A 21,579-nucleotide genomic window follows, 5' to 3' on the forward strand; every position below is an offset into this window, starting at 1 on the left:
GCCGCCTTGCTTCCGCCCCGTTTTTCGTGTAGAATGAGAATCGAATGAAAATCCGAAAAACGAAAGGGGGATTCCATTGAAAAAAGCAGGATTTTTTATGCTTTTGATGACGATCTTCTGCCTGACGGCCGCGGCGGGGTGCGCCTCCGGCGCCTCCGCTCCTCCGGGCCGGACGAATGCCGCCTCGCCGTCCTCCGGGACGGAATACGCCGCCGCGGACGCCGCGGGCCTGGAGAACGGGGCACAGAAAGCCTCTGCCAGGTCCGCCGCCGAAAGCAGGCCGGCTTCCGACTCCCGCAAGGTGATCAGGAGCGCGGATCTGGACCTTCAGACCACCCGTTACGATGAGGCCAACGAGAAGCTGGGGACTCTGGCCGCGTCGTTCGGCGGGTACATCGAGAGCTCCACGGTCCAGGGGGACGCCTCCGGCAGCGGAGCGCTGCGAAGCGCCTCCTTCACCGTGCGGGTGCCGTCGGACCGGCTGGACGAGTTCCTGACCGGAGCCGGGAACCTCGGCAGCGTGGTCCGCAAGAGCGTCGCCGGGCAGGACGTGACGCAGAATTATTTTGATTCCGAAACGCGGCTGAAAACGCTGCGCGCGGAGCAGGACCGGATCCTGGAGCTGATGGGAAAAGCCGAAAAGATCGACGATGTCCTTGCGATTGAAAAGCGCCTGACGGAGGTGCAGAACGAGATCGAACAGCTCACCGGGCAGCTCAAGCAGTGGGATTCCCTCATCAGCCTGTCCACCGTAACCGTTGCGGTCAAGGAGGTCGCGGCGATCACCGCGCCTCCGGCGAAGGGCCTGGGCGGACAGGTCGGTTCCATCTTCCGCGCCTCGCTGCGCGCGCTTGGGGAGGCGTGCCGTTATCTTGTCCTCGCCGTCACGGCGGCCCTTCCGTTTCTGGCGGTTGCGGCCGTCATCGGCGCCGCAGTGCTCTTCTTCCGCCGGAAAATCAAAAAGGGCCGGAGCACCCTCCCCGGCGGACCCGGCAAAGAAGAATCCGGCAAGCCGGACGCGAAGTAGCCGCCTCTCCCGGCCTGCCGGGCGAAACCTAATACCAGACCAGGAACAGAAAAGCCAGCACGCCGGCGCACAGCGACAGCAGAAACAGCAGCAGGGCCGTGACCGCCTGGAGCAGGGTTTCCCGCTCCCCGCCGCGCACGGCGGCCAGAAGGCCGAGAAACGACAGCAGAATCGTGACTCCCGCCAGGATGCTCATGTGTTTTCCTCCCTCCGCGCCGCCGGTTACTAAAATCTACGGCGGGGCGGGGAAAACTATTCCCCGCGGACAAAATAAGAGCGCGCTTTTTCGGAAGAAATCAATCCGTCCTCCGAAGCGGCGCGCTTTTCTGCCGTTATTTCTTTACAAATTCCATATCCACCAGGGTGTCGTAGGAATAGCTCCCGGTATAAATGCCGGTCTTTAAAAGCATATCCATGTCGGTCGTGACGGCCTGCTTGCTGATGATCCCGTCCGGGCTCCACAGATTATCCTGGTAGGCGCGGTCGAGGGAAGCCTGAATTTCAGCATCGGAAAGAGTCGGGAATTCCAGCTTCAGCACTTTTTTCGCCGTATCGTGGTCGTCCTGGACGACTTTGAGGGCCTTTTTCATCGCGCTCACGAACTTCTGCACGGTCTCCGGGTCCTTTTCGATGGTCGATTTCTTCACGCTGAGCACGGAGTAAGAGAAATCGCCGAGGTCGGTGAACTTGTAGAAGGGCTCCTCCCAGATTCCCTTGGAAATTCCCTCGCAGATCTGCGGCTCCGCGCCGTTGCCGATATCCCCGTTGCCGTTCTGCAGCATGGAGACCACCGTGGCGGCGTCGGCATTCTCAACCAGGCGCACATCCTTCTCGGGGTCCAGCCCCAGATTGATCAGCAGATAGCGTGTCAGAAGGTTCGGACTCCCGCCGTGACGGCCCGCGACAATGCTTTTTCCTTTCAGAAACTCTTTCAGGTCCGCATTGTTCCCGCTCTTGGGGGCCGTTCCCTCTTTGGAGAACAGATACACGTTCGCACGGTTGACGCAGTTGCATACCGCGGTGACCGGGTCGGAATTGTTCTTGTTGCCCAGCGCGATGGAATCGACTCCGGCGATCACGCCCCAGGCGTCGCCGCTGACGACGGCCGTCACATGGTTGCCGCCGGTCGCCTGGATCACCCTGACGTCCAGTCCCTGTTCCTTAAAATATCCTTCGTGCTGCGCGACATACAGCGGCAGGTAGCCGCTCAGATGCACGGGCTCCGCGATGACGAGCTTTTTCAGCTGCGCCGCCTGGGAATCCGTCTGCGCCGGGGAGGCTGCCGAACAGCCCGTTAGCAGCACAACCGCAAGGCCGGCCGCGGCCGCGAGCAGTTTTCTGCCCGCGGAAGAGATCCACCTGTTTTTCATCTTGTTTTCCCTCCAAAAAAGATTTATGAGGAAATGATCGCCAGTCGTTTGGACAACCATTTTTCCAGAAGAATGACTCCCCAATACATCAGCATGGAGAGAACGGAAAGGACGAACACGCCCACCCAGACCAGGTTGATATCGAGAATCGTGCCCGCGTAGATGATCATGCGGCCCACGCCCTGTTCGGAGGAGATGAACTCGCCGACGATGGAGCCTGCCAGAGCCAGCGCGATGTTGATCCGCAGGCTGGAGATGATCCACGGCATCGACCACGGCACGACGACCTTTGAAAAGACCTGCCGCCGCTTCGCGCCGAGGGACACCATCAGCGTTTCCAGCGCGGGGTCCACGCTCTTGACCCCGCCGTAGGCGGAAATCGCGCTGGTCACCACGGTCATCAGAAAGGCGAGCACGGCCTTGGAAAAGAAGCCGATGCCGAACAGGATGACCAGAACGGGGCCGAGCGCCAGCTTCGGCAGCGCGTTCAGGATGATGAGAAAAGGCTCGCTGATCCCGGCGTAGGTTTTCGACCACCAGAACGACAGGCCCAGCAGGGCGCCGGTCAGCGTGCCGGCGACAAAACCGATGATTGTGGAGCCGGAGGTGTAGACAATATCGCGCAGCAGCGTACCCTGGGTCATCTGTACCCACGCCGTCTGGAGGATCGCGCTCGGGCAGCTCCAGTAATAGGAGTCCAGCCAGCCGATGCGGGTAAAGAATTCCCACCCGGCGAACAGAAGGACACCCACCAGAATTCTTCCGGCGAGCACCCGCCGCCTGCGCTTTTTTTCCTCTGTTTCCCCGTCGTAGGATTCGATCAGGCGCGCCGTCTTCTCTTCTTCCCGCAAAGGTTCGCCGTCCGCCGCACGGCGAACCGCGCAACAGGTTTCCTGATTGATGACAGCCATTTTTTTCACTCCCGTCCCTATGAAATTTCCTCCGCCCGAGCCTGCCCGGCGGAGAGCAGCTCCAGCAGATGATGTTTCAGTTCCATAAACCGCGGGGTCGTCAGATCCTCCGGCTTTCTCGGGCGTGCGATCGGCACCTCGATTTTCGCCAGCACCCGCCCCGGTCTCTGCGAAAAGACATAAATATCATCGGAGAGGTAGACGGCTTCGTCGATATCGTGCGTGACAAAAAGGATCGTCTTCCCGAAATCCTGCCAGATCTCAAGCAGCCAGTTCTGCATCGAAAGCCTGGTCTGGGCGTCCAGCGCGCCGAACGGTTCATCCAGCAGCAGGATATCGCGGTCATACAGCAGCGTGCGCAGCAGCGCCGCCCGCTGCCGCATTCCGCCCGAGAGTTCGTTCGGGTAATGGCTGTCAAAGCCCCCCAGCCCGTATTTTTCCATCAGGGGAAGGGCCCGCTCCACGGCCTGCGCGCGCGGCACGCCGCGGATCTCTAGCCCAAGGATAATGTTGTCCAGAATGGTTCGCCAGGGCAGCAGGAGGTCTTTCTGCAGCATATAGCCGACTGTTCCGGCCTTTCCTACAATACTCCGCCCGTCGACGGTGACGTCCCCCGCGGTCGGCGGCATCAGCCCGGCGATAATATGAAACAGGGTCGACTTTCCGCAGCCGGACGGGCCGATGATGCTCGCGAAACGCCCTTCCTGAACGGCCAGGTCCGTTTCCGCCAGGGCGGCCACGTTTGTTCCGTTTTTGCGAAAAATTTTGCTGACCCCGGTCACTTCGATTTTACAGGGTTCGCGCATTCAAAACTCTTCCTTTCTTGAACTGATTCGGCCCGCCCCGGGCAGACCCCGGGCAGGCTTTCGCGCCGGCTCTTTTTCTCAAAGCTCCGGCAGTTCATTCAGACAGGCATCTACATCGCGGTCAAGGCATAGGATCGTGCCGGAGAATTCCGACGCCGCGTCATAGTCCTTGAAAACGGCGATTACATTCAGATGAAACCGTTTTTCTATTGCTGTTTTAATTTCCTTTTTAAAAACCTGCGTCAGCAGGTGATCCATATAGTCCGTTGTGCCGGAATGTTTGTCGTCCAGAAGCTTTAGAGCGGGAATTCGGGTGTTCAGGGACAGAATGATGATTTTGCTGCCGGCAAACTCGACATTCTGCTGCCTTACGCCGGTATTGAAAATCTGCCTGTTGACACTGTTGTATACTTTCAGAATTTCCTGCTTGAAAGTACCGGCGACCATGGCGCGCCCCCTTTTCCTTTTGTAACCAAGAAGATCCCCGCCGGCAAGCCGGCGTTGTTTTCCAACGCAAAGAAAGGATTTTCTTCCCGCGGTCCGTGAGAAGGCATCTCGCGGGAATATCTTCGTTTCCTGCCCTCTTTCGGACGCAAAACGTCCCCGGCGCCGGCGCCGAGGACGCCCCCTGGCGCAAACGCTTTTTCAATGATCGTCAATCGCCATGAAATTCTTGATACAAAGAAAGACGCTTTAAGTGCTCCTTAAAGCGTCTTTTCTCTCAGCGTTCCAATCGCTGCGTTTCCTGATTCTTTCACATCTGATACCATAATAGATCAATCCGGGAAAATTGACACCGGTTCAATAAAAACAATCAAAAGAAAAGCGCCGTCCCCGGAAGGCTCAGGCGCTGATCCGCGGACGCAGAACATTGGTCAGCCCAAGGTTTTCCACCCGTTCTCTGATGCGCTGCGGGTCGGCGGAATCCAGCCCGAGCGTCTTCATCCGCTCGTACAGTACGGAACCGGAAAACGTGTATTTCCTGGAGAGCCCCTGCTCGGAGCCCATCTGCTCCCGGACGAAGGCGATGGCCTCGCCGCAGGCGAGAACCCGCGGCAGAACCCGCGGCGCCTCTCCGGACGCCGTCCTCGCGGCGTTGACCCCGGCGAGCGACCCCGTGACGATCGCCTCCGTGTGGCCGACGAGCAACCCCGCTTTTTCCCCCGCGCAGAACAGATTTTTCATTCCGCGTACCAGAAGAGAATCGTCGCGCGGCGCCATCGCCAGAAAGCGCACCGAATTCCCGCGGCCGCCCGCGCAAGGGTCGAGAAAGCTCGCGTTTTCAAAGCCGGGCACCCGCCGCAGCCTGTGAAGATCGAAGAACGGGGCCATCAGCTTTGCGTGGCCCGTGTCGAGCAGAATCAGATTTTCGCGGTACTCCGGCAGCGCGTACTGCTGACACGCTTTTTTCGCGAGGTGGTCCTCAACAAGCTCCTTCGGGAGAGGGACAATCACGACCCCCGCCGCTTCCAGGCGCTCCACGATGGAGGGCGCGAGAGACTCTTTCAGCAGCTTGCAGGCGCCGCTCATCGCGCCCGTCCCGCCCTCGGCGTTTTTCCCCTGAATCTCCGGCACGCCGGCAAGCGCCGTCAGGCTGACCCGCCCGCCGAAGCTCGGGCATCGCAGGACGCACATCGCGCAGCCGTTGCCGTATTGCGCGCAGTTGCCCGGCGGCCCGGCGGAGCCGGTCGCGTCGACGAACACATCGCCTTCAAAGACCCTTCCCCTGTCGTCCGTCACGCTGCGCAAGGTCCCTTCCGCCGCTTCCGCCTTCCGCACGCGCGCCTGATACTCGACCTGAACGCCGATTTCGCTCAGATACCGTTCGACCGCGGCCGGCGTCCTGGTTACATCGTACAGGCTCGCATGCCTGTGCCCCGGAAAATCGACGTCACGGTGCCGGGCATAGTCGTCCGTGATGCGGAACAGCTCTCCGGCTCCGAACGCGGCGCACTCCTCCTGCGCCGTGAAACGCCCGTTGTTGCGCATGATCCCGCCGACCAGGCCCGTGCCGAGCAGCAGATCCGTCCGCTCCAGCAAAACCGTCTCCATCCCGCATTTTACCGCGGATACCGCCGCGGCGCAGCCGGCCCAGCCGCCCCCGGCGATCACCGCCCGTCTCTTCTGTCCCATACCGGCATCTCCTTTCGAAAACTCCACAGCCCGAAGGAAAGAACCTCCCCGCGGCCGCCTCGATATTATCATGCGCAGCCGCGCTCCGGAGATACTCTGACAGTACATTTTCGGCCAAGCGTGCCAAAAAGCCGGCCCCCGCGGGGCCGGCCGGTAGGAAGTTACTGTGTTTCTCCCTTGTCTTCCAGAAGCTTTACGCTGACTTCCTTTGTGGCGCCGGCTTTGCCGCCGCCCGCGGTTTCGGAAAGGGAGGTGGAATAAATTTTCATCTTGATCGTGTCGCCGGGCTTATGCCGGTTCAGGACCGCGTACAGGCCGTCCATATCGGTGATTTTCGTCCCGTCCGCTTCCGTGATGATGTCGCCCTGGACGGCGCCGCTGTTTTTCAGGGAGCTGTCGGAATCAATGCCGACGATCAGCACGCCCTGCGGATATCCGTAAAGCTGCGTGTAGAGCTCCTCAACCGTCTTGGCCTTGACGCCCAGCCGGGTGCGGCCGGACACATAGCCGTGGGCGACCAGGTCATCGATGATGGTCTTGGCCCGGCTGACAGGAATCGCAAAGCCCATGCCCTCGTAGCCCGTCGCGACGATTTTGTTGGAATTGATGCCGACGACCTGCCCGTACAGATTCACCAGCGGCCCGCCGGAGTTGCCGGGGTTGATCGCCGCGTCCGTCTGGATATAGGTCATGCCGTTGTCGCTGTGCTCCTCGATCGAGCGGTCCAGCGCCGAGATATATCCGCCGGTCAGGGAGCCGGCGAAGCTCATTCCGCCGGGATTGCCGATCGCGATGACCTGGTCGCCCACCTGCATGCCGTCCACGGTGCCGAACGTCGCCGGGGAAAGCCCCGTCGCGTTGATTTTCAGCACCGCCAGGTCGGAGGTCTTGTCGTATCCTACGACCTTTGCCTCGTAACCTTTGTTGTTATGCAGGATCACCTTGACGGGGTAGCTCTTGGAATAGTTGATCACGTGCGCGTTGGTGAGGATATAGCCGTCCGAAGAGGCGATAATGCCGGTTCCTTCGCTGGTGCCGCTCTGCTGGATCGTCGTCTGAACGCCGACCACGCTCTGAATCACCCGCTTGTAAACCTCCGTCGCGGTCAGCTCGCCGCCGGACGGATGCGGCTGCACCGCGATCCCGCCTGCATTCGGATTGGTTCCGTCGCCCTCCACGCCGCCGATGAGGCTGCCGGAGGAAGAGGGGGAGGAAGAAATACCGCCCTGTTCTCCCGAAGCGGAGGAGGAAGCTGAATTTTCGCTGCTTGCGGCCGCCGGATTCTGATTTGAGATCCGGTATCCGTAAACGGCGGTCCCGACGATCAGTCCGACGACCAGCACGCCCAGCACCCAGAAAAGCGCCTTCAGGCCGGTCCCCATTTTTTTGGGCGGCACGGGCGGCTGGCTCGGTTGGCCGTACTGCCCGCCGCCGGAATAATTCCAGTACGACTGGCCGTAGGGATTGTCGTACTGCGCGCCTCCCGGCTGGCTCCCGTTTTGATTTCCGTAGCCGCCGTAATTCTGCTGCTGTCCGTAGGGGGCGCCGTAAGGAGAGCCGTAGGGCGCTCCATACGGCCCGTAGCCGTTCCCCCCGTAAGGGGGCGTTCCGTACTGCCCATAGGGGGGAACCGGCGGCTGTCCGGGAGCCTGCCCCGGATTTTGTCCCTGCTGCGCGGACTCCGGCGGCTTTTCCCCCTGAGGCGGCGGCGCGCTCTGTCCGGAGGGCTCTCCTTCGGGCGGAGCCGGTTGCCGGGGTTCCTCCTCCGGCTCTTCCGGAGGAGGAGCCGAAGCTTCACCGTCCTCCGCTTTTCCGTCCTCCGCGGCGTCCTGCGGCGCCGATTCCTGTTTTGCCTCGTCCTGCTGACGGTCTCCGTATTCCCATGGGTCTTTTTCACTGTTTGGATCAAAGCCGTTGTCGTTCATAAAAAAGCCCTTTCATTTCTTTTTCGGTTCTTCCTTCGGTTCCTCGCCGCGGGTTTCCACCAGATGGCGCTGGTCTTCGCGGGGTTTTTCGATCCGCCTGGGGAGCCAGAATTCAAACCGGCAGTTTTCATGCCAGACGCTTTGGGCGGTGATCTCGCCGCCGTGCAGCCGGATGATGGTCTTCACAATGTACAGGCCCAGCCCCATGCCCTTTTTGTCCTGGCTTCGGGACTTGTCGGTCTTGTAAAAACGCTCGAACACCATCGGCAGTTCATCCGGAGAGATTCCGTCGCCGCTGTTTTCAACGGAAACGGTCGTCCGGTCCGTTTCCTGACGGATGCCGATTTCGATATAGCCGCCCTCATTTGTAAATTTTACGGCGTTGTCGATCAGATTATACACGACCTGATGAATCATGTCGGGGTCGCCGTCCACGAACAGGCTTTCGGCGTTTTCCAGCCCCCGGACTTCGATCTTTTTATCCTCGATCGCCTTTTCAAACGACAGCATCGCGGAGAGCACGGTGCCCATCAGGTCGAACCGCGCCGGCCGCAGCCTCAGCTCGCCGCTGTCGATGCGGGAAAGGTCCAGCATGGTCCGCACCAGGCGCGAAAGGCGCTTGACCTCCTGCGAAACGATGCGGAGGTACTGGTTCTGTTTTTCCGGAGGAATGGTTCCGTCCAGAATGCCGTCGATAAATCCGGCGATCGTCGTCATCGGCGTCTTCAGTTCATGGGACACATTCGCGATAAAATCGCGCCGCACGTGTTCCACCGACGCGAGAGAATCCGCCATGTTGTTGAACGCCACCGAAAGCTGGCCGATCTCGTCCTGGCTCGCGACCGGCACGCGCACGGAAAAATTTCCTTCCCCGAAGCACCGCGCGGCGGCGGCCATGTTTCGCAGCGGCTGCACCAGCTTGTAAGAAAACAGCCAGATCACGCAGAAGGAGATCGCAAACGCCGCAAGCGCGGCGAAGATGATCATCTTCAGAACGTCCAGCCGGAATGCGTTGAACGATTTCACGCTGTAGGCCGCGAACACCGCGCCGATCTGCACGGGAGTTCCGCTCACCGTGACGGAAATCGGCACTCCGACGATATAATATTTCTGGTTGTAAAAGCCGTTCATCGTCCCTTGCTCGGAATAGCCGCCGCTCAGCGCCTTCTGCATGATCTCCGAGCTGACCCGTTTGGTGGAATCCACGTTTCCGCCGCTGCCGTAAGCCGCCAGCAGGGTCTGCCCGTTCAGCTTGGTGACGAAAATGTCCGCGTCGATATTCTCCGCAAACGCAAGGATAAAGGTCTGCATCCTCACCCCGTCCACCTGATACTCGTTTCGGTTGACCGTGATCACGCTGTCGGCCGCGATCCGGGCGACGCTTTCCGCGTTTTTCCGGAGAAGATTCTGGTTTTCCGTCTTCCAGTAGCTTGAAATCGCGATCAGCAGAACGAAGCTGAGCAGAAAGAAGCTGATAAGGATGACCAGGGAAGTGATCCTCAGGTATTTTTTAAAAAGGGTTTTCTGCATTGCATCCCCCCGGAGGCGGTTCTCCGGTTATTCTTTCACCTCGAATTTATAACCGACGCCCCAGACTGTTTTCAGCTCCCACTGGTCCGAAACGCCCTCCAGCTTTTCGCGCAGACGCTTGACATGCACGTCCACCGTCCGGCTGTCCCCGTAGTAATCGAACCCCCAGACCTCGTCGAGAAGCTGGTCGCGCGTAAACACGCGGTTCGGATTGCTGGCCAGATGATAAATCAGCTCCATCTCCTTCGGCGGCGTGTCCACCTGAACGCCGTTGACCTTCAGCTCATAGTTGGTCAGGTTGATGGAGAGCTTGTCGTATTTGACCTCTTTCACGGCCTCGCCGCCGTTTTTGCCCAGCCGGCGCAGAACGGCCTTGATGCGGGCCACGACCTCCTTCGCCTCGAACGGCTTGACCACGTAATCGTCCGCGCCGAGCTCCAGGCCCAGCACTTTATCGAACACTTCGCCCTTCGCGGTCAGCATGATGATGGGGCACTGCGATTTTTTCCGGATTTCCCGGCAGACCTGCCAGCCGTCCAGCTCCGGAAGCATGATGTCCAGCAGAATCAGGTCCGGGTTTTCCTTATCAAACTCATCCAGCGCCTTTCTGCCGTTGTCCGCCAGCACCACGTCGTATCCCTCTTTTTCCAGGTACAGCCGCAGCAGCTCGCAGATATTCTGGTCGTCGTCCACCACAAGAATTTTTCCCGCCGCCATTTTGATCTCCCTTCCTCACTCCGCCTGTATCAGGCCTTGTATTAAAAATCAAGAGTCTTGTCCCTATCCGCCGGAATTGCGTCCGGACGCGCCCGGCAATTCTGTGCAGGCACGCCAGGGTTTCATATAATTTGATTATAATAGATTTGGGAATGAAATTATGAATATATTTTAAAAGTTTTTCGCGTAAAATGCAAAATAAACGCGGCAGCAGGACCTGCGCCGCGCTATTTTGAACCGATCCGGAAAGAGGGCAAAGAGACATCATCCGGAAGCGAGTTTTTGGAACAGGCGCCGGGAAGCGTTCCAGTAGGCGTCTTTTTTTCCATCGACCGCGGTGTCCCTGTAAACCCGCAGGGACAGGCCCAGCCTTTCCATCAGGTTTTCTCCCTCCGCCGTCCGGTAGGACAGCCCCGCCAGAGCTTTCAGCCCGGAAAGGGGAATTCGCATCCCTCCGGGACCGCTTTCGCCCGCTTCCGGCGTACTGCCGTCCGTCCTGGCGAACATTCCCAGCTTGCTCTGCTGCTGAGAAAATGAATCCGCGTCGGTCAGGAACAGCATGCAGTCTCCCGCAGAGAGATCCGCTTCCAGCTTGACCTGGTTGGCGGCCTGAATCCCGGAGCCGCCGTTTTCCGCGCCGGCCGCGTAGCTGTCGATCTGCACGGTCACGCGGCCGTCTCCGTTTAAATCCTCGCCGCACTTTGCAATGTTTTTTTCCAGCAGGCCGACGGCTTCCTGCGGAAAACCGTTGGCCGTGACCAGCCCGATTTCATAATCGGCCCCGGGGCGCGTCAGGTCCCGCGCCAGAAAAATCAGGAAAACCGCCGCCGCAAGCAGAACCAGCGCGTGCCATTTGTGGTAATACCAGAAGTTTTCCCATTTTTTCCTCGGAGTATCCGGTGTTGGACTCTGCGGCTCCGGATATTCCCCGTCTCCATGAATCAGGAGGCCCTCCCGTGCCATCGGAACGTCAGTCCTCCCGCGGTTTCATCGTCGGGAACAGCAGAACGTCGCGGATGGAGGCGCTGTCCGTCAGCAGCATCACAAGGCGGTCGATGCCCATTCCCATTCCCCCGGTCGGCGGCATGCCGTATTCCATCGCCGTCAGGAAATCCTCGTCGATCACGTCGGTCTCCTCCTCGCCGGAGGCGCGAAGCTCCGCCTGGTGCACAAAACGGCCGCGCTGGTCGATCGGGTCGTTCAGCTCCGAATAGGCGTTGGCGAATTCGCAGCGGTTGATAAACAGCTCGAAGCGCTCCACGAGCTCCGGCGTGCCGCGCTTGCGCTTCGTCAGCGGGGAAACCTCCACCGGATAATCGTAGATGAACGTCGGCTGGACGAGCTTATCCTCGGCGGTCGCCTCGAAGGCCTTCGCCATGATGTCGCCCCATTTGTCGGCGGGACCCAGCTCCAGATGGAGCTGCCCCGCGGCCTCGCGCGCCTTTTCGTCGTCGCCCTTGAACGAGAGGAAATCAATCCCCGCGTATTTCTGAATCGCGTCGTTCATCGAAAGGCGGGCGAACTCCCCTGAAAGGTCGATTTCCTCGCCCTGCCAGGTGACATGCTCGGTGCCGCAGGCCTTCCTGGCGCATTCCTGGACCAGCAGCTCGGTGCGGTCCATCATGCCGTGGTAATCGGTATAGGCCTCGTACAGCTCCAGGCTGGTGTACTCCGGATTGTGCTTCACGTCCATGCCCTCGTTGCGGAAGCAGCGGCCGATTTCATACACCCGCTCCATGCCGCCGACGATGAGGCGCTTTAGGTGCAGCTCCGTCGCGATGCGAAGGTACATGTCCATGTCGAGGGTGTTGTGGTGGGTAACGAACGGGCGGGCCGCCGCGCCGCCCGCGACGGTGTTCAGAACAGGCGTCTCGACTTCCACATAGCCCAGGCCGTCGAGCACGTCGCGGATGGCGCGGATGATGGCGCTGCGCTTTAAGAACGTATCCCTGACTTCCGGATTCATGATCAGGTCGAGATACCTCTGGCGGTACCGCAGGTCCGTGTCCTTCAGGCCGTGGAATTTTTCCGGCAGGGGCAGAAGCGATTTGGAAAGAAGCCGTATTTCCTTCGCATGGACGGAAATCTCCCCCCGGCGGGTCTTGAACACATACCCCCTGACGCTGATAATATCGCCGACATCCCAGAAATTTTTCAGGTCGGTGTAGCTTTCCTCTCCGACCTGGTCGATCTTCATGTAGACCTGGATCCGGCCGCTGCGGTCGGAAAGGTCCATAAACCCGGCCTTGCCCATATCGCGCCATCCTACAATCCGGCCCGCGATGCAGACATCCTTGTTCTCCAGCTCCGAAAAGCGGTCCCGGATCTCCTGCGCCGAACAGTCGTGGGGGCAGGTGGTGATGTGAAAGGGGTCCTTGCCCGCTTTCTGCAGCGCGGTCAGCTTTTCCCTCCGGATCTCCGCCTCGCTTCTGTTCTCCGGATTTTCCGCATTTCCTGTCAGTTCCATTGTGCCGTCGCTCATGTTCATTCTCCTAAATATTTTAGTGATGAGGAATTTCCCGCCGCGCCGTTTCAGTGCGGGTCCGGCGGGCCGGAATGGAAAAAGGGCAGGAAAGCCTCCCGGCCGTTCCTGCCCGCAGTTTTCACTTGGATATGGCTAGAATCTCATATTCCATGACTCCGGCGGGCACTTCCACCGTGACTTTATCGCCAATCCCGTGATCCAGGAGGGCCCTGCCCACCACGGACTCATCCGAAATGCAGCCGTTGACCGGGTCCGCCTCATTGGAGCCGACCATCCGGTAATTGACCACATTGCTGCCGCCGGTCTTCGGATTTACGACGCGCAGCTCCACCTTTGAACCGATGTGCACGTTCTCGCCGCTCAGTTCGCTTTCGTCGATCACGCGGACATTCTTCATCATCACTTCGATGTCCGCGATGCGGGCCTCGACGATTGCCTGTTCGTTTTTTGCCTCATCGTATTCGCTGTTTTCGGACAAATCGCCGAACGAAAGGGCGACCTTGATTTTTTCAGCGACCTCTTTCCGTTTGACGCTTTTCAGCTCTTCAAGCTCACTTTCCAGCTTGTCAAGGCCCTCTTTTGTCAGGATCACCTGTTTGACCATTTTATTACCACCCTTTTCTCCTGGACATTAAAATCAGATATTTGCGGCCTTGCCTGTAACCTCGTTACAAACAGGGCCGAAACAGAATAATTCCATTATAGTAAGGCGAACCCGTTCTGTCAACAAAATCCGGGGCGAATCCGAGGGCCCCACCGCTCAATCGGCGCCGGCGCCGGAAGCCGGCACCGAGGATGCCGAGGACGCCGAAGACGCGGAACCGGAAACGCCGGGCGCCCGCTGCACCGCGGCGCCCTGCCGGATCAGCGCGGTCACGCCCGCCTGAATCTGCGGGTCCTCTGCAAACGGAAGCTGATTGCGCGTGAGAAGGCCCGCCTGCGCGTCGGTCAGGCTCTTTCCGATATCAGGCTCGATGCCGGTCCCCTGGAACGCCGCGCCTCCGACGGTAAGGTAATCCGCGACGGAAAGGATCATCGCGGAGCCGTCGGAAAGCGGCACCGCCTCGTCCTTTGTGCCGTATCCGGCCGTCTTCTCCCCGACGAGCATTCCCTTTTTGAAGTCTCTGATGTCCGCCGCGAAGATTTCCGCTGCGCCGTAGGTGCTGCCGTTCATCACGACGCTGACCGGCAGATCGACCTCTCCGGTTTTGGAGGCGTACTCCACCGTGACCTTCCCGCTTTTGTCCCGGCTGCTGACCGTATTTCCCGCGGGCAGAAGAAGATCCAGAACCTTTGCCGCGGAATCGACGCTGCCGCCCGGATTGTTGCGCAGATCCACGATGATGCCGCACGCTTTCCCGCCGATCAGCTTGTTCAGCGCAGCGCTGAAATTCGTCGGCGTATCCTCCGTGAATTCGGAGACTTTCAGATACGCGGCGTTTCCGTTGATCATGGAATAGGTGATGGTCCGGTCGGTATATTCCGCCCGCGTCACCGTAAACGTGAGGCTCTGCGACGCCGCGCCGGAAGAGACGGAGGAAGCGGAGCCTGTCTGAGCGCCCGGACGAAGGACTCCCAGCGCCACCTTGGTCCCCGCCGTGCCGTCCAGTTTGTTCAGCGCGTCGCCGTAGGTGATGCGGACAACTTCCTTCCCGTCCATCGAGACGATCACGTCGCCCCTTTTGAGTCCCGACGCTTCCGCCGGAGAATTCGGCAGCACTTCCGTCACTTCCATGTTCCCGTCCTCATCCTGCACGGTCCTGATCCCGACGCCGATGCTTTTCGCGCTGTTCGCCGCCAGATATTCCTTGTACTTCTGCGCGGAAAGATACTGCGCGTGGGAGTCTCCCAGCCCCGCGACATAACCGGCGCAGATGCCGTCCGTCAAAGCGGACTCGTCGATGGCGCCGATGAAATCCTGTCTCGCCTTCTGGTCGATTTCGCTCAGCTTCTGATACATGGCCTGGCGCTCGTTGATGTCGGCCACCTTCGAATTGAAGCTGTCCATCGCGTAGACGTAAGTGAGCGAAACCGTGACGGCCGCCGTGACGGCCGCAATCGACACCGCCGCGCCCAGCGAGAATTTTTTGCCCATTGCCTTCAGTCCTTATCGATTACTTGGAAAACCAGTTCAGCGGGTTTTTCGCAACGCCGTTGACGCGGATCTCAAAATGGCAGTGAGGTCCGCTTGAGTCCCCGGTGGAACCGACATATCCGATCGTCTGTCCCTTCGTCACCTGCTGGCCCTTGCTGACCGCCACGCGGCTCATATGCCCGTACAGCGTGGAGTATCCGCCGCCGTGGTCGATGGCGACCACGTTGCCGTACCCGCCGTACCCCGTTCCATAGTTGCCGTAGCCCGCCTGCATCACTTTGCCGGAATCCGCCGCGACGATCTGCGCGCCGTAAATGCCGGAGCGGGAAATGTCGATTCCTTTGTGGACCGTGCCCCACCTGGGCCCGAATCCGCTCGTGATACTGGTGCAGCTCGGCACCGGCCACATGAAGTTGCCCGTGCTGACGTAGCCGCCGCTGCCGCCCGTGCCGCCGCCTTTTGACGCATAGTACTCCGCGTACCACGCGTCAATCGCTTTGGAGGCTTCGTCCTCCTGCTTGGCAAGCGCTTTGCTCTGCGCTTGTGCGGCCGACTGGTCCGCCGCGATGTCGGCCAGGGCGCTGTTCGCCTCGTTGACATAACTCGTCAGTTCGGTCTGCTTCTGGTCGTATTCCTTCTTGTTCGCCGCCACGGCGTCCCGGTTCTTCTCAATGTCCGTTTTCTGGTCCGAAACGGACTGCATTTCCTCTTTCAGCCGGTCGATCAGCTCCGTGTCGTGCTGGGTGATTGCCTGCAGAATCTCCGTCTTGTCGGCGAGGTCCATAACGCTTTTCGCGTTCAGGATAATTTCCATGGTGGACGCGTCGCCCGTCAGGTAAATCGCGTACAGGCGTTCCTTGAGCTTGTCGAAGTCCGTGTCGATCTCCTTCTGCTTTTGGGCAATCTGGCTTTCTTTTTCTTTGATATCGCTGTTCAGGCCGGCAATCTGGTCGTTCAGATTGTCAATTTGTTCCTCCACAGTGTTAATTTGCGACGTCAGAGCGTCTTTATACTGCTGTTTTTTCGTTTCATCGTTTTTCAGGCTCTTGATCTGCGCGTCCACCTGCGCTTTTTTCTGTTTCAGACCGCTTTGCTTTTTCTGCAGGTCGCTCAGTGTGGAAGCCTGGGCCGGCTGGACTGCCGGAACGGAAAACAGAAGCAGAAACGCCGCCAGAACCGCGGCGAGAATCCTCACGGCCTTGTTACCACTCAACGATTTCGCCTCCCTCTCTTTTCAGGTATTTTCCGATTGAGATCGCCCCGCCGACCGCGCCGAACAGGGAGCCGGCAAGCAGGAACAGCAGCGTGATCTTCCACTGTATCGCCCCGATGGAGAGCGGCGAAAACAGCGTGATGGAAGTCAGCGTGCCGGTCAGCTTGTCGTAGAGAAGACGCAGGATCAGGCTCCCGAAAAGACCCGAGAGCAGGCCGATGATGATCCCCTCCACCACGAACGGCACGCGCACGAACCAGTTGGTCGCGCCCACCGATTTCATGATGCTGATCTCCAGCCTGCGGGAGAACATGGTCACGCGGATGGTGTTGGAGATGATGAACAGCGAAACCAGGCTGAGGAGCAGAATGATCCAGAAGCCGACCGTCGTGACCAGACGGTGCAGGCTGGTCAGCTTCGCCGCAATGTCGGAATAGTCGTTGATGGAGGAGACTCCGTCGATCTTCCTGATCTGCGCCACGGTATCCTTATATTTGGAGAGATCCCTGAACGAAACCTGGAACGCGTCGGGCAGGGGGTTGTCCTTCCCGGTCATATCCTTTAACAGGGAGGAATCCTTTTCCCCCAGCATCCCCATGACCTGCTTGAGCGCGTTGTCCTTCGACACAAACTGGCAGCTTTTGATGTTGTCCAGCTTTTTGATCTGCTCGCCGGCCTTGAGGGACGCCAGAACGGGAAGGTCCTTGTCCATGTAGATCTTCACCGAATTGTTTCCCTCCACGGCCGCCATCGCGGTGCTGATGTTCAGGGAGAACAAAATCGCGGCGCCCGTTAAAAGCAGGCAGGAAACCAGAACGCCGACCGAAGCGAGGGACATGGTCCGGTTGCTCCAGATGTTCCGCACGCCCTCGCGAAACAGGTAGCGGATATTATTGATCATGGCGCGCCTCCCAGTTGCAGCTGTCCGCAACAACGGAGCCGCCGTGTATTTCAATGACCCTGCGCCCGAAGCGCTTGACCAGGGAATGCTCGTGCGTCACCATCAGGATCGTGGTGCCGCGCTTGTTGATTTCGCTGAACAGGTCGACGATTTCAAACGAAAGCGCCGGGTCGATGTTCCCGGTGGGCTCGTCCGCGATGAGAAGGCGCGGCGAATTGATCAGCGCGCGCGCCAGGCCCACGCGCTGCTGCTCCCCTCCGGAAAGCTCGCGCGGGTGGCAGTCCGCCTTGTCCTGCAGATTCACAAGGCCGAGTATGTAAGGGACGCGCCTCCGGATATCCCGGCTGGAAGCTCCGACGACGTGCATGGCAAACGCCACGTTTTCGTAAACCGTCATTTTCTGAATCAGCCTGAAATCCTGGAACACCATCCCCATCCTGCGCCGCAGGTACGGCACGTCGCCCCGTTTCAGCTCGGAAAGCTTCTGCTCTCCCACGGTGATCTCACCCTCGCTGGGCCGCTCCTCGCAGGTAATCAGTTTTAGAAACGTGCTCTTCCCCGCGCCGGACGACCCCACGATAAAAACGAACTCCCCGTCGTCCACGCGGAGGCTGACGTCCTTCAGGGCTTTCGTGCCGTTGGAATAGATTTTGCTCACGTTCTGAAAATCAATCAATTCCATCTCTCCATATTCTAAAATCCCATTATCTTTCCTGTTATGACCATTTTCCGAGCGTAAAAAACACAGCCCATTGGTACGTTTACATAATACCAACGGGCCTCAAAAATATTATTCCAATATAAAAATATTTTGTAATATTTTTGTAATTTTTTATATTGTCAAAATTTAACGGGATCGGAGGAAAGATATTTTTTCACCATCAGCGCCACCTTGAAAATAATGGCGTCCTCGAATTCCCGCAGGTCCAGGCCTGTGATTTTCTTGATTTTTTCCAGGCGGTACACCAGGGTGTTGCGGTGGACGAACAGTTTGCGCGAGGTTTCTGAAACATTCAGGTTGTTTTCAAAGAACCGCTGAATGGTGAACAGCGTCTCATGGTCCAGCGAGTCGATGGAGCCGCGCTTGAAAACCTCCTTTAAAAACGCCTCGCACAGCGTGGTGGGCAGCTGGTAAATCAGACGGGCGATGCCGAGGTTGTCGTAGCTGACGATCAGGCGCTCCGTGTCGAACACCTTTCCGACTTCCAGCGCGACCTGCGCCTCCTTGAACGAGCGGGCGAGATCCTTGATGCCGGTCACGATGGTCCCGATGCCGACGACGCAGTGGGTGTAGAACTCGCTGCTGAGCGTGTCGACGATCGAGCCCGCGAGCTTATCCAGGTCCTTCATCTCGATGCCGGGCTTGATCTCCTTGACGAGCGCGATGTCGGTTTCATTGATATTGATGACGAAATCCTTGTTCTTGTCGGGGAAGAGGTTCTGGATCACGTCGAACGCGGAGATATCCGACTTGTTCGTGATCTTGATGAGCATGCACACGCGGCTGACATCCGAATTGAAGCGGAGCTCCCTCGCCTTCAGATAGATGTCGCCGGGCAGGATATTGTCCAGGATGACGTTTTTGATAAAGTTGCTGCGGTCGTATTTTTCGTCGTAATACTGTTTGATGCTGCTGAGCGAAATCGCGAGCAGCGACGCATACCTGCCGGCCTCCGGGTCGCTGCCGGAAACAAAGACCGCGTATTCCGGGCGCGGGCGGTTGCCGAAGGACCGATAGGTGTAGCCGTTGATGACAAAAGTGCCGGGAGCGGTGAGCGCCTCCGCGGTCACGCTGTCGTTGACCTCGCCGATCCGCCCGAGCTCGCTGCACGCGATGATGACGGAAGTCTCGTCGATCACTCCGATGGTGCGGTCGACCGCGTCCTTCATTTGGTGAATGACTCCCTGAAACAGCCTGTTAGACATGGTATCCCCTCATTTCCAGATCTGTCTGATCTATCTGAACTTTTCTCTTTCAAATAAGTAAATCTATCATCATTTTACACAAAGACGAATAAGATTTCAACCGTATCTTTCATATTATGGGAAAAAAAGCTGTGAAATATCGTTATAACCGTAAAAAATATTGCTGACGGCGGCTGAAATTTTCGCCAACGGATAAAAAAACGGGCCGTACAGACGCCGAATGCGCCCGTGCGGCCCGCCGGTTGCGGAAAATCAGTTCAGGATTGCCTTTTCCGTTTCCTTGTCAAACAGATGGATCTTGTTCAGTTCAAACGCGGTCTTGATCCGGTCCCCGGATTTCGCCGTCGAGGAGGGGTCGACCCTGGCGGTGAGGCTCACTCCCTCGCAGTTTAAGTACAGGTAGGTCTCCGCGCCCATCAGCTCGGTAACCTCCACGTCGGCCTCCACGATGCCGTCGGTCGCCTTTTTCAAAAATTCCGGTTCGTCATGCACGTTCTCGGGGCGGATGCCCAAAACGACCTGCTTGCCGACGTAGTCTTTCAGCACGTCGTCCCTGTTCTTGTCCGCCGGAATCGGGACGCTGTACCCGCCGAACCGGAACGCGTATCCCGAACCGGTTTTCTCGACGGTCCCGTCGAGAAAGTTCATCTGCGGCGAGCCCATGAACCCGGCGACGAACTGGTTGACCGGGTAATCGTACAGATTCTGCGGCGTGTCCACCTGCTGGATGAATCCGTCCTTCATCACGACGATCCGGTCGCCCATCGTCATGGCCTCCGTCTGGTCGTGCGTGACGTAGATGAACGTCGTGCCCAGCCGTTTGTGCAGCTTTGCGATCTCCGTCCTCATCTGGGCGCGCAGCTTCGCGTCCAGGTTGGAGAGAGGCTCGTCCAGCAGAAAGACCTTCGGGTCGCGCACGATGGCGCGGCCCAGCGCGACGCGCTGGCGCTGGCCGCCGGAGAGCGCCTTCGGCTTGCGGTCCAGCAGGTGGGAAATGTCCAGGTTCCGGGCGGCTTCCTCCACCCGGCGCTTGATTTCGTCCTTCGGGATCTTGCGGAGCTTCAGGCCGAACGCCATGTTGTCGAACACCGTCATGTGCGGGTAGAGCGCGTAGTTCTGGAACACCATCGCGATGTCGCGGTCCTTCGGCGCCACGTCGTTCGAGAGGGCGTCCCCGATGTAGAGCTCGCCCTTCGTGATTTCCTCCAGCCCCGCGATCATCCGCAGCGTGGTCGATTTTCCGCAGCCGGAGGGACCGACCAGAATCACGAACTCCTTGTCTTTGATCTCAAGGCTGAAATCCGTGACCGCGGTGACATTCCCGCTGTAAACTTTATAGACATTTTTAAGCGTTACGCTTGCCATGTGCACAACCTCCTGATTCATCCGTTCCTTCGCCGGCCTTACGAAGAACAATCCGTTTTTTCCTGTTGAAGCCATCATAACAGAAGCGGGAATGGATGAACAAGGTCCTTTTTACCCAAAGTTTCTTTTTTCGCTTTATGGAAATCCGATAAAACACAAATTGCAAGGCGCTTTTTCGTCTATTTTGTCTGCGGGGAACTAAAAAAAGCGGGGCGATTTTCGTCTATTTTATCCATGGCGCTGTGCGAAACACCAGCGCGGCTTCTTCCGCTTCCAGTTCCCTGGCCGCGCCTTCGGCTAGCTCCGGGTCGAGCGCGAGGCCGCCGATGCGCACCCGCCGCAGCGAGAGCACGCGGTTTCCGCAGGCCAGGAACATCCGCTTGACCTGGTGGAATTTTCCTTCCCGCAGGCCCGCCAGGACCAAAGGGGTTTCCCCTTCCCGCAGAACCGAAAGCCCGGCGGACAGGCAGACCGTGCCGTCCGCCAGCGCCACGCCCCGGCGGAACCGGAGGACGTCCGCTTCCGAAACGGGAGATTCCAGAACGGCCTCGTACCATTTCGTCACATGGCTTTTCGGCGAAAGCATCCGGTGCGCGAACCCGCCGTCGTCGGTCAGGATCAGAAGCCCGCGGGTATCCTTGTCCAGCCGGCCGGCGGGAAACAGGCCGCGGCGGCGCAGGCCGGGTGGCAGCAGATCCACGACCGTGCGGGCGCGCGGGTCGCGCGACGCCGACAGCACGCCGTCCGGTTTGTTCATCATCAGATAGACATGCCTTTTGAAGTTCAGGACCTGACTGTCCACCGCGATGACGTCCGCCTCCGGGTCGGCCTTCCATTCGGGCCGCCTTACCTCCGTTCCGCCCACGGAGACCCGTCCCGCGCGGATCAGCGCGCCGACCTCCTTCCGGCTCCCCAGGTTCTGCGAGGCCAGGATCTTATCCAGGCGTTCTTTTCCCATCCGCCGTCCCACCTTCCGATGGGACCAGTATATCCGTTCCCCCGGAAAAGATCAAGGGCGGCGAGTCGCCGCCGACTTCGGCCCGCCGGTCAGCACGCGGAAGAAGGCGGGCTGAGACGGGCGGGACGGAGGCAGGAAATTCCCGAAAACTAAAGCCGGGAACGCCGTAGGCGCGTCCCGTCCGGAGGGACTGCGCTCGGGCCGCGCGGGGCCTATT

Annotated in this window: 20 protein-coding genes; 1 reads left to right on the forward strand and 19 read right to left on the reverse strand. The window is 59.1% G+C overall.

Features of this window, described 5'->3' with window-relative positions:
* Window positions 1–76: 76 nt before the first annotated feature.
* Complete coding sequence (locus EQM14_RS00630) at window positions 77–1,027, forward strand: DUF4349 domain-containing protein (RefSeq protein ID WP_128741141.1); 951 nt, start codon at window positions 77–79, stop codon at window positions 1,025–1,027.
* A 28-nt stretch (window positions 1,028–1,055) separates the two neighbouring features.
* Here the strand turns inward: EQM14_RS00630 and EQM14_RS16175 are convergent, their stop codons facing one another.
* From EQM14_RS16175 to EQM14_RS00720, 19 genes are all read right to left on the reverse strand, one after another.
* Window positions 1,056–1,223: a hypothetical protein gene (locus EQM14_RS16175; RefSeq protein ID WP_164918900.1), complete on the reverse strand. Its 168-nt coding sequence runs from the start codon at window positions 1,221–1,223 to the stop codon at window positions 1,056–1,058.
* 136 nt (window positions 1,224–1,359) lie between these two features.
* A complete protein-coding gene (locus EQM14_RS00635; protein ID WP_128741142.1) occupies window positions 1,360–2,397 on the reverse strand; it encodes an ABC transporter substrate-binding protein in 1,038 nt (345 codons plus the stop codon).
* Between the two features lie 23 nt (window positions 2,398–2,420).
* Window positions 2,421–3,308, reverse strand: coding sequence for an ABC transporter permease (locus EQM14_RS00640; RefSeq protein WP_128741143.1), 888 nt, complete (start codon window positions 3,306–3,308; stop codon window positions 2,421–2,423).
* A 17-nt stretch (window positions 3,309–3,325) separates the two neighbouring features.
* Window positions 3,326–4,114: an ABC transporter ATP-binding protein gene (locus EQM14_RS00645; RefSeq protein ID WP_128741144.1), complete on the reverse strand. Its 789-nt coding sequence runs from the start codon at window positions 4,112–4,114 to the stop codon at window positions 3,326–3,328.
* Between the two features lie 78 nt (window positions 4,115–4,192).
* Window positions 4,193–4,561, reverse strand: coding sequence for a Na-translocating system protein MpsC family protein (locus EQM14_RS00650; protein ID WP_128741145.1), 369 nt, complete (start codon window positions 4,559–4,561; stop codon window positions 4,193–4,195).
* Window positions 4,562–4,957: 396 nt separating this feature from the next.
* Window positions 4,958–6,247 (reverse strand): FAD-dependent oxidoreductase, encoded by a 1,290-nt coding sequence (locus tag EQM14_RS00655; protein ID WP_128741146.1) that lies wholly within the window; start codon window positions 6,245–6,247, stop codon window positions 4,958–4,960.
* Window positions 6,248–6,408: 161 nt separating this feature from the next.
* A complete protein-coding gene (locus tag EQM14_RS00660) occupies window positions 6,409–8,172 on the reverse strand; it encodes a trypsin-like peptidase domain-containing protein (RefSeq protein ID WP_128741147.1) in 1,764 nt (587 codons plus the stop codon).
* 12 nt (window positions 8,173–8,184) lie between these two features.
* Window positions 8,185–9,702 carry a sensor histidine kinase gene (locus tag EQM14_RS00665; RefSeq protein ID WP_128741148.1) on the reverse strand — a complete coding sequence of 506 codons (1,518 nt, stop codon included), beginning with the start codon at window positions 9,700–9,702 and terminating at the stop codon, window positions 8,185–8,187.
* Window positions 9,703–9,729: 27 nt separating this feature from the next.
* Window positions 9,730–10,419 (reverse strand): response regulator transcription factor, encoded by a 690-nt coding sequence (locus EQM14_RS00670; RefSeq protein ID WP_128741149.1) that lies wholly within the window; start codon window positions 10,417–10,419, stop codon window positions 9,730–9,732.
* A 264-nt stretch (window positions 10,420–10,683) separates the two neighbouring features.
* Complete coding sequence (locus EQM14_RS00675; protein WP_128741150.1) at window positions 10,684–11,382, reverse strand: hypothetical protein; 699 nt, start codon at window positions 11,380–11,382, stop codon at window positions 10,684–10,686.
* A 7-nt stretch (window positions 11,383–11,389) separates the two neighbouring features.
* Window positions 11,390–12,901, reverse strand: a complete 1,512-nt coding sequence (lysS, locus tag EQM14_RS00680) for a lysine--tRNA ligase (protein WP_128741151.1) — start codon at window positions 12,899–12,901, stop codon at window positions 11,390–11,392.
* Window positions 12,902–13,022: 121 nt separating this feature from the next.
* Window positions 13,023–13,508 carry a transcription elongation factor GreA gene (greA, locus tag EQM14_RS00685; protein ID WP_128741152.1) on the reverse strand — a complete coding sequence of 162 codons (486 nt, stop codon included), beginning with the start codon at window positions 13,506–13,508 and terminating at the stop codon, window positions 13,023–13,025.
* Between the two features lie 156 nt (window positions 13,509–13,664).
* Window positions 13,665–14,999 (reverse strand): S41 family peptidase, encoded by a 1,335-nt coding sequence (locus EQM14_RS00690; protein WP_128741153.1) that lies wholly within the window; start codon window positions 14,997–14,999, stop codon window positions 13,665–13,667.
* A gap of 19 nt (window positions 15,000–15,018) precedes the next feature.
* Window positions 15,019–16,212 carry a murein hydrolase activator EnvC family protein gene (locus tag EQM14_RS00695; protein ID WP_128741154.1) on the reverse strand — a complete coding sequence of 398 codons (1,194 nt, stop codon included), beginning with the start codon at window positions 16,210–16,212 and terminating at the stop codon, window positions 15,019–15,021.
* Window positions 16,202–17,113, reverse strand: a complete 912-nt coding sequence (gene ftsX, locus EQM14_RS00700) for a permease-like cell division protein FtsX (protein ID WP_128741155.1) — start codon at window positions 17,111–17,113, stop codon at window positions 16,202–16,204. The genes EQM14_RS00695 and ftsX overlap by 11 nt, the downstream gene beginning before the upstream one ends.
* Complete coding sequence (gene ftsE, locus EQM14_RS00705) at window positions 17,103–17,789, reverse strand: cell division ATP-binding protein FtsE (protein ID WP_128741156.1); 687 nt, start codon at window positions 17,787–17,789, stop codon at window positions 17,103–17,105. Before ftsE ends, ftsX begins: the two co-directional genes overlap by 11 nt.
* Window positions 17,790–17,953: 164 nt before the next feature.
* Window positions 17,954–19,039, reverse strand: a complete 1,086-nt coding sequence (locus tag EQM14_RS00710; RefSeq protein ID WP_128741157.1) for a PucR family transcriptional regulator — start codon at window positions 19,037–19,039, stop codon at window positions 17,954–17,956.
* Window positions 19,040–19,291: 252 nt separating this feature from the next.
* Window positions 19,292–20,404 (reverse strand): ABC transporter ATP-binding protein, encoded by a 1,113-nt coding sequence (locus EQM14_RS00715; protein WP_128741158.1) that lies wholly within the window; start codon window positions 20,402–20,404, stop codon window positions 19,292–19,294.
* Window positions 20,405–20,627: 223 nt separating this feature from the next.
* Window positions 20,628–21,362: a pseudouridine synthase gene (locus EQM14_RS00720; RefSeq protein WP_128741159.1), complete on the reverse strand. Its 735-nt coding sequence runs from the start codon at window positions 21,360–21,362 to the stop codon at window positions 20,628–20,630.
* Window positions 21,363–21,579 lie beyond the last annotated feature (217 nt).

Source organism: Caproiciproducens sp. NJN-50 (assembly GCF_004103755.1).
Taxonomy (GTDB): Bacteria; Bacillota; Clostridia; order Oscillospirales; family Acutalibacteraceae; genus Caproicibacter.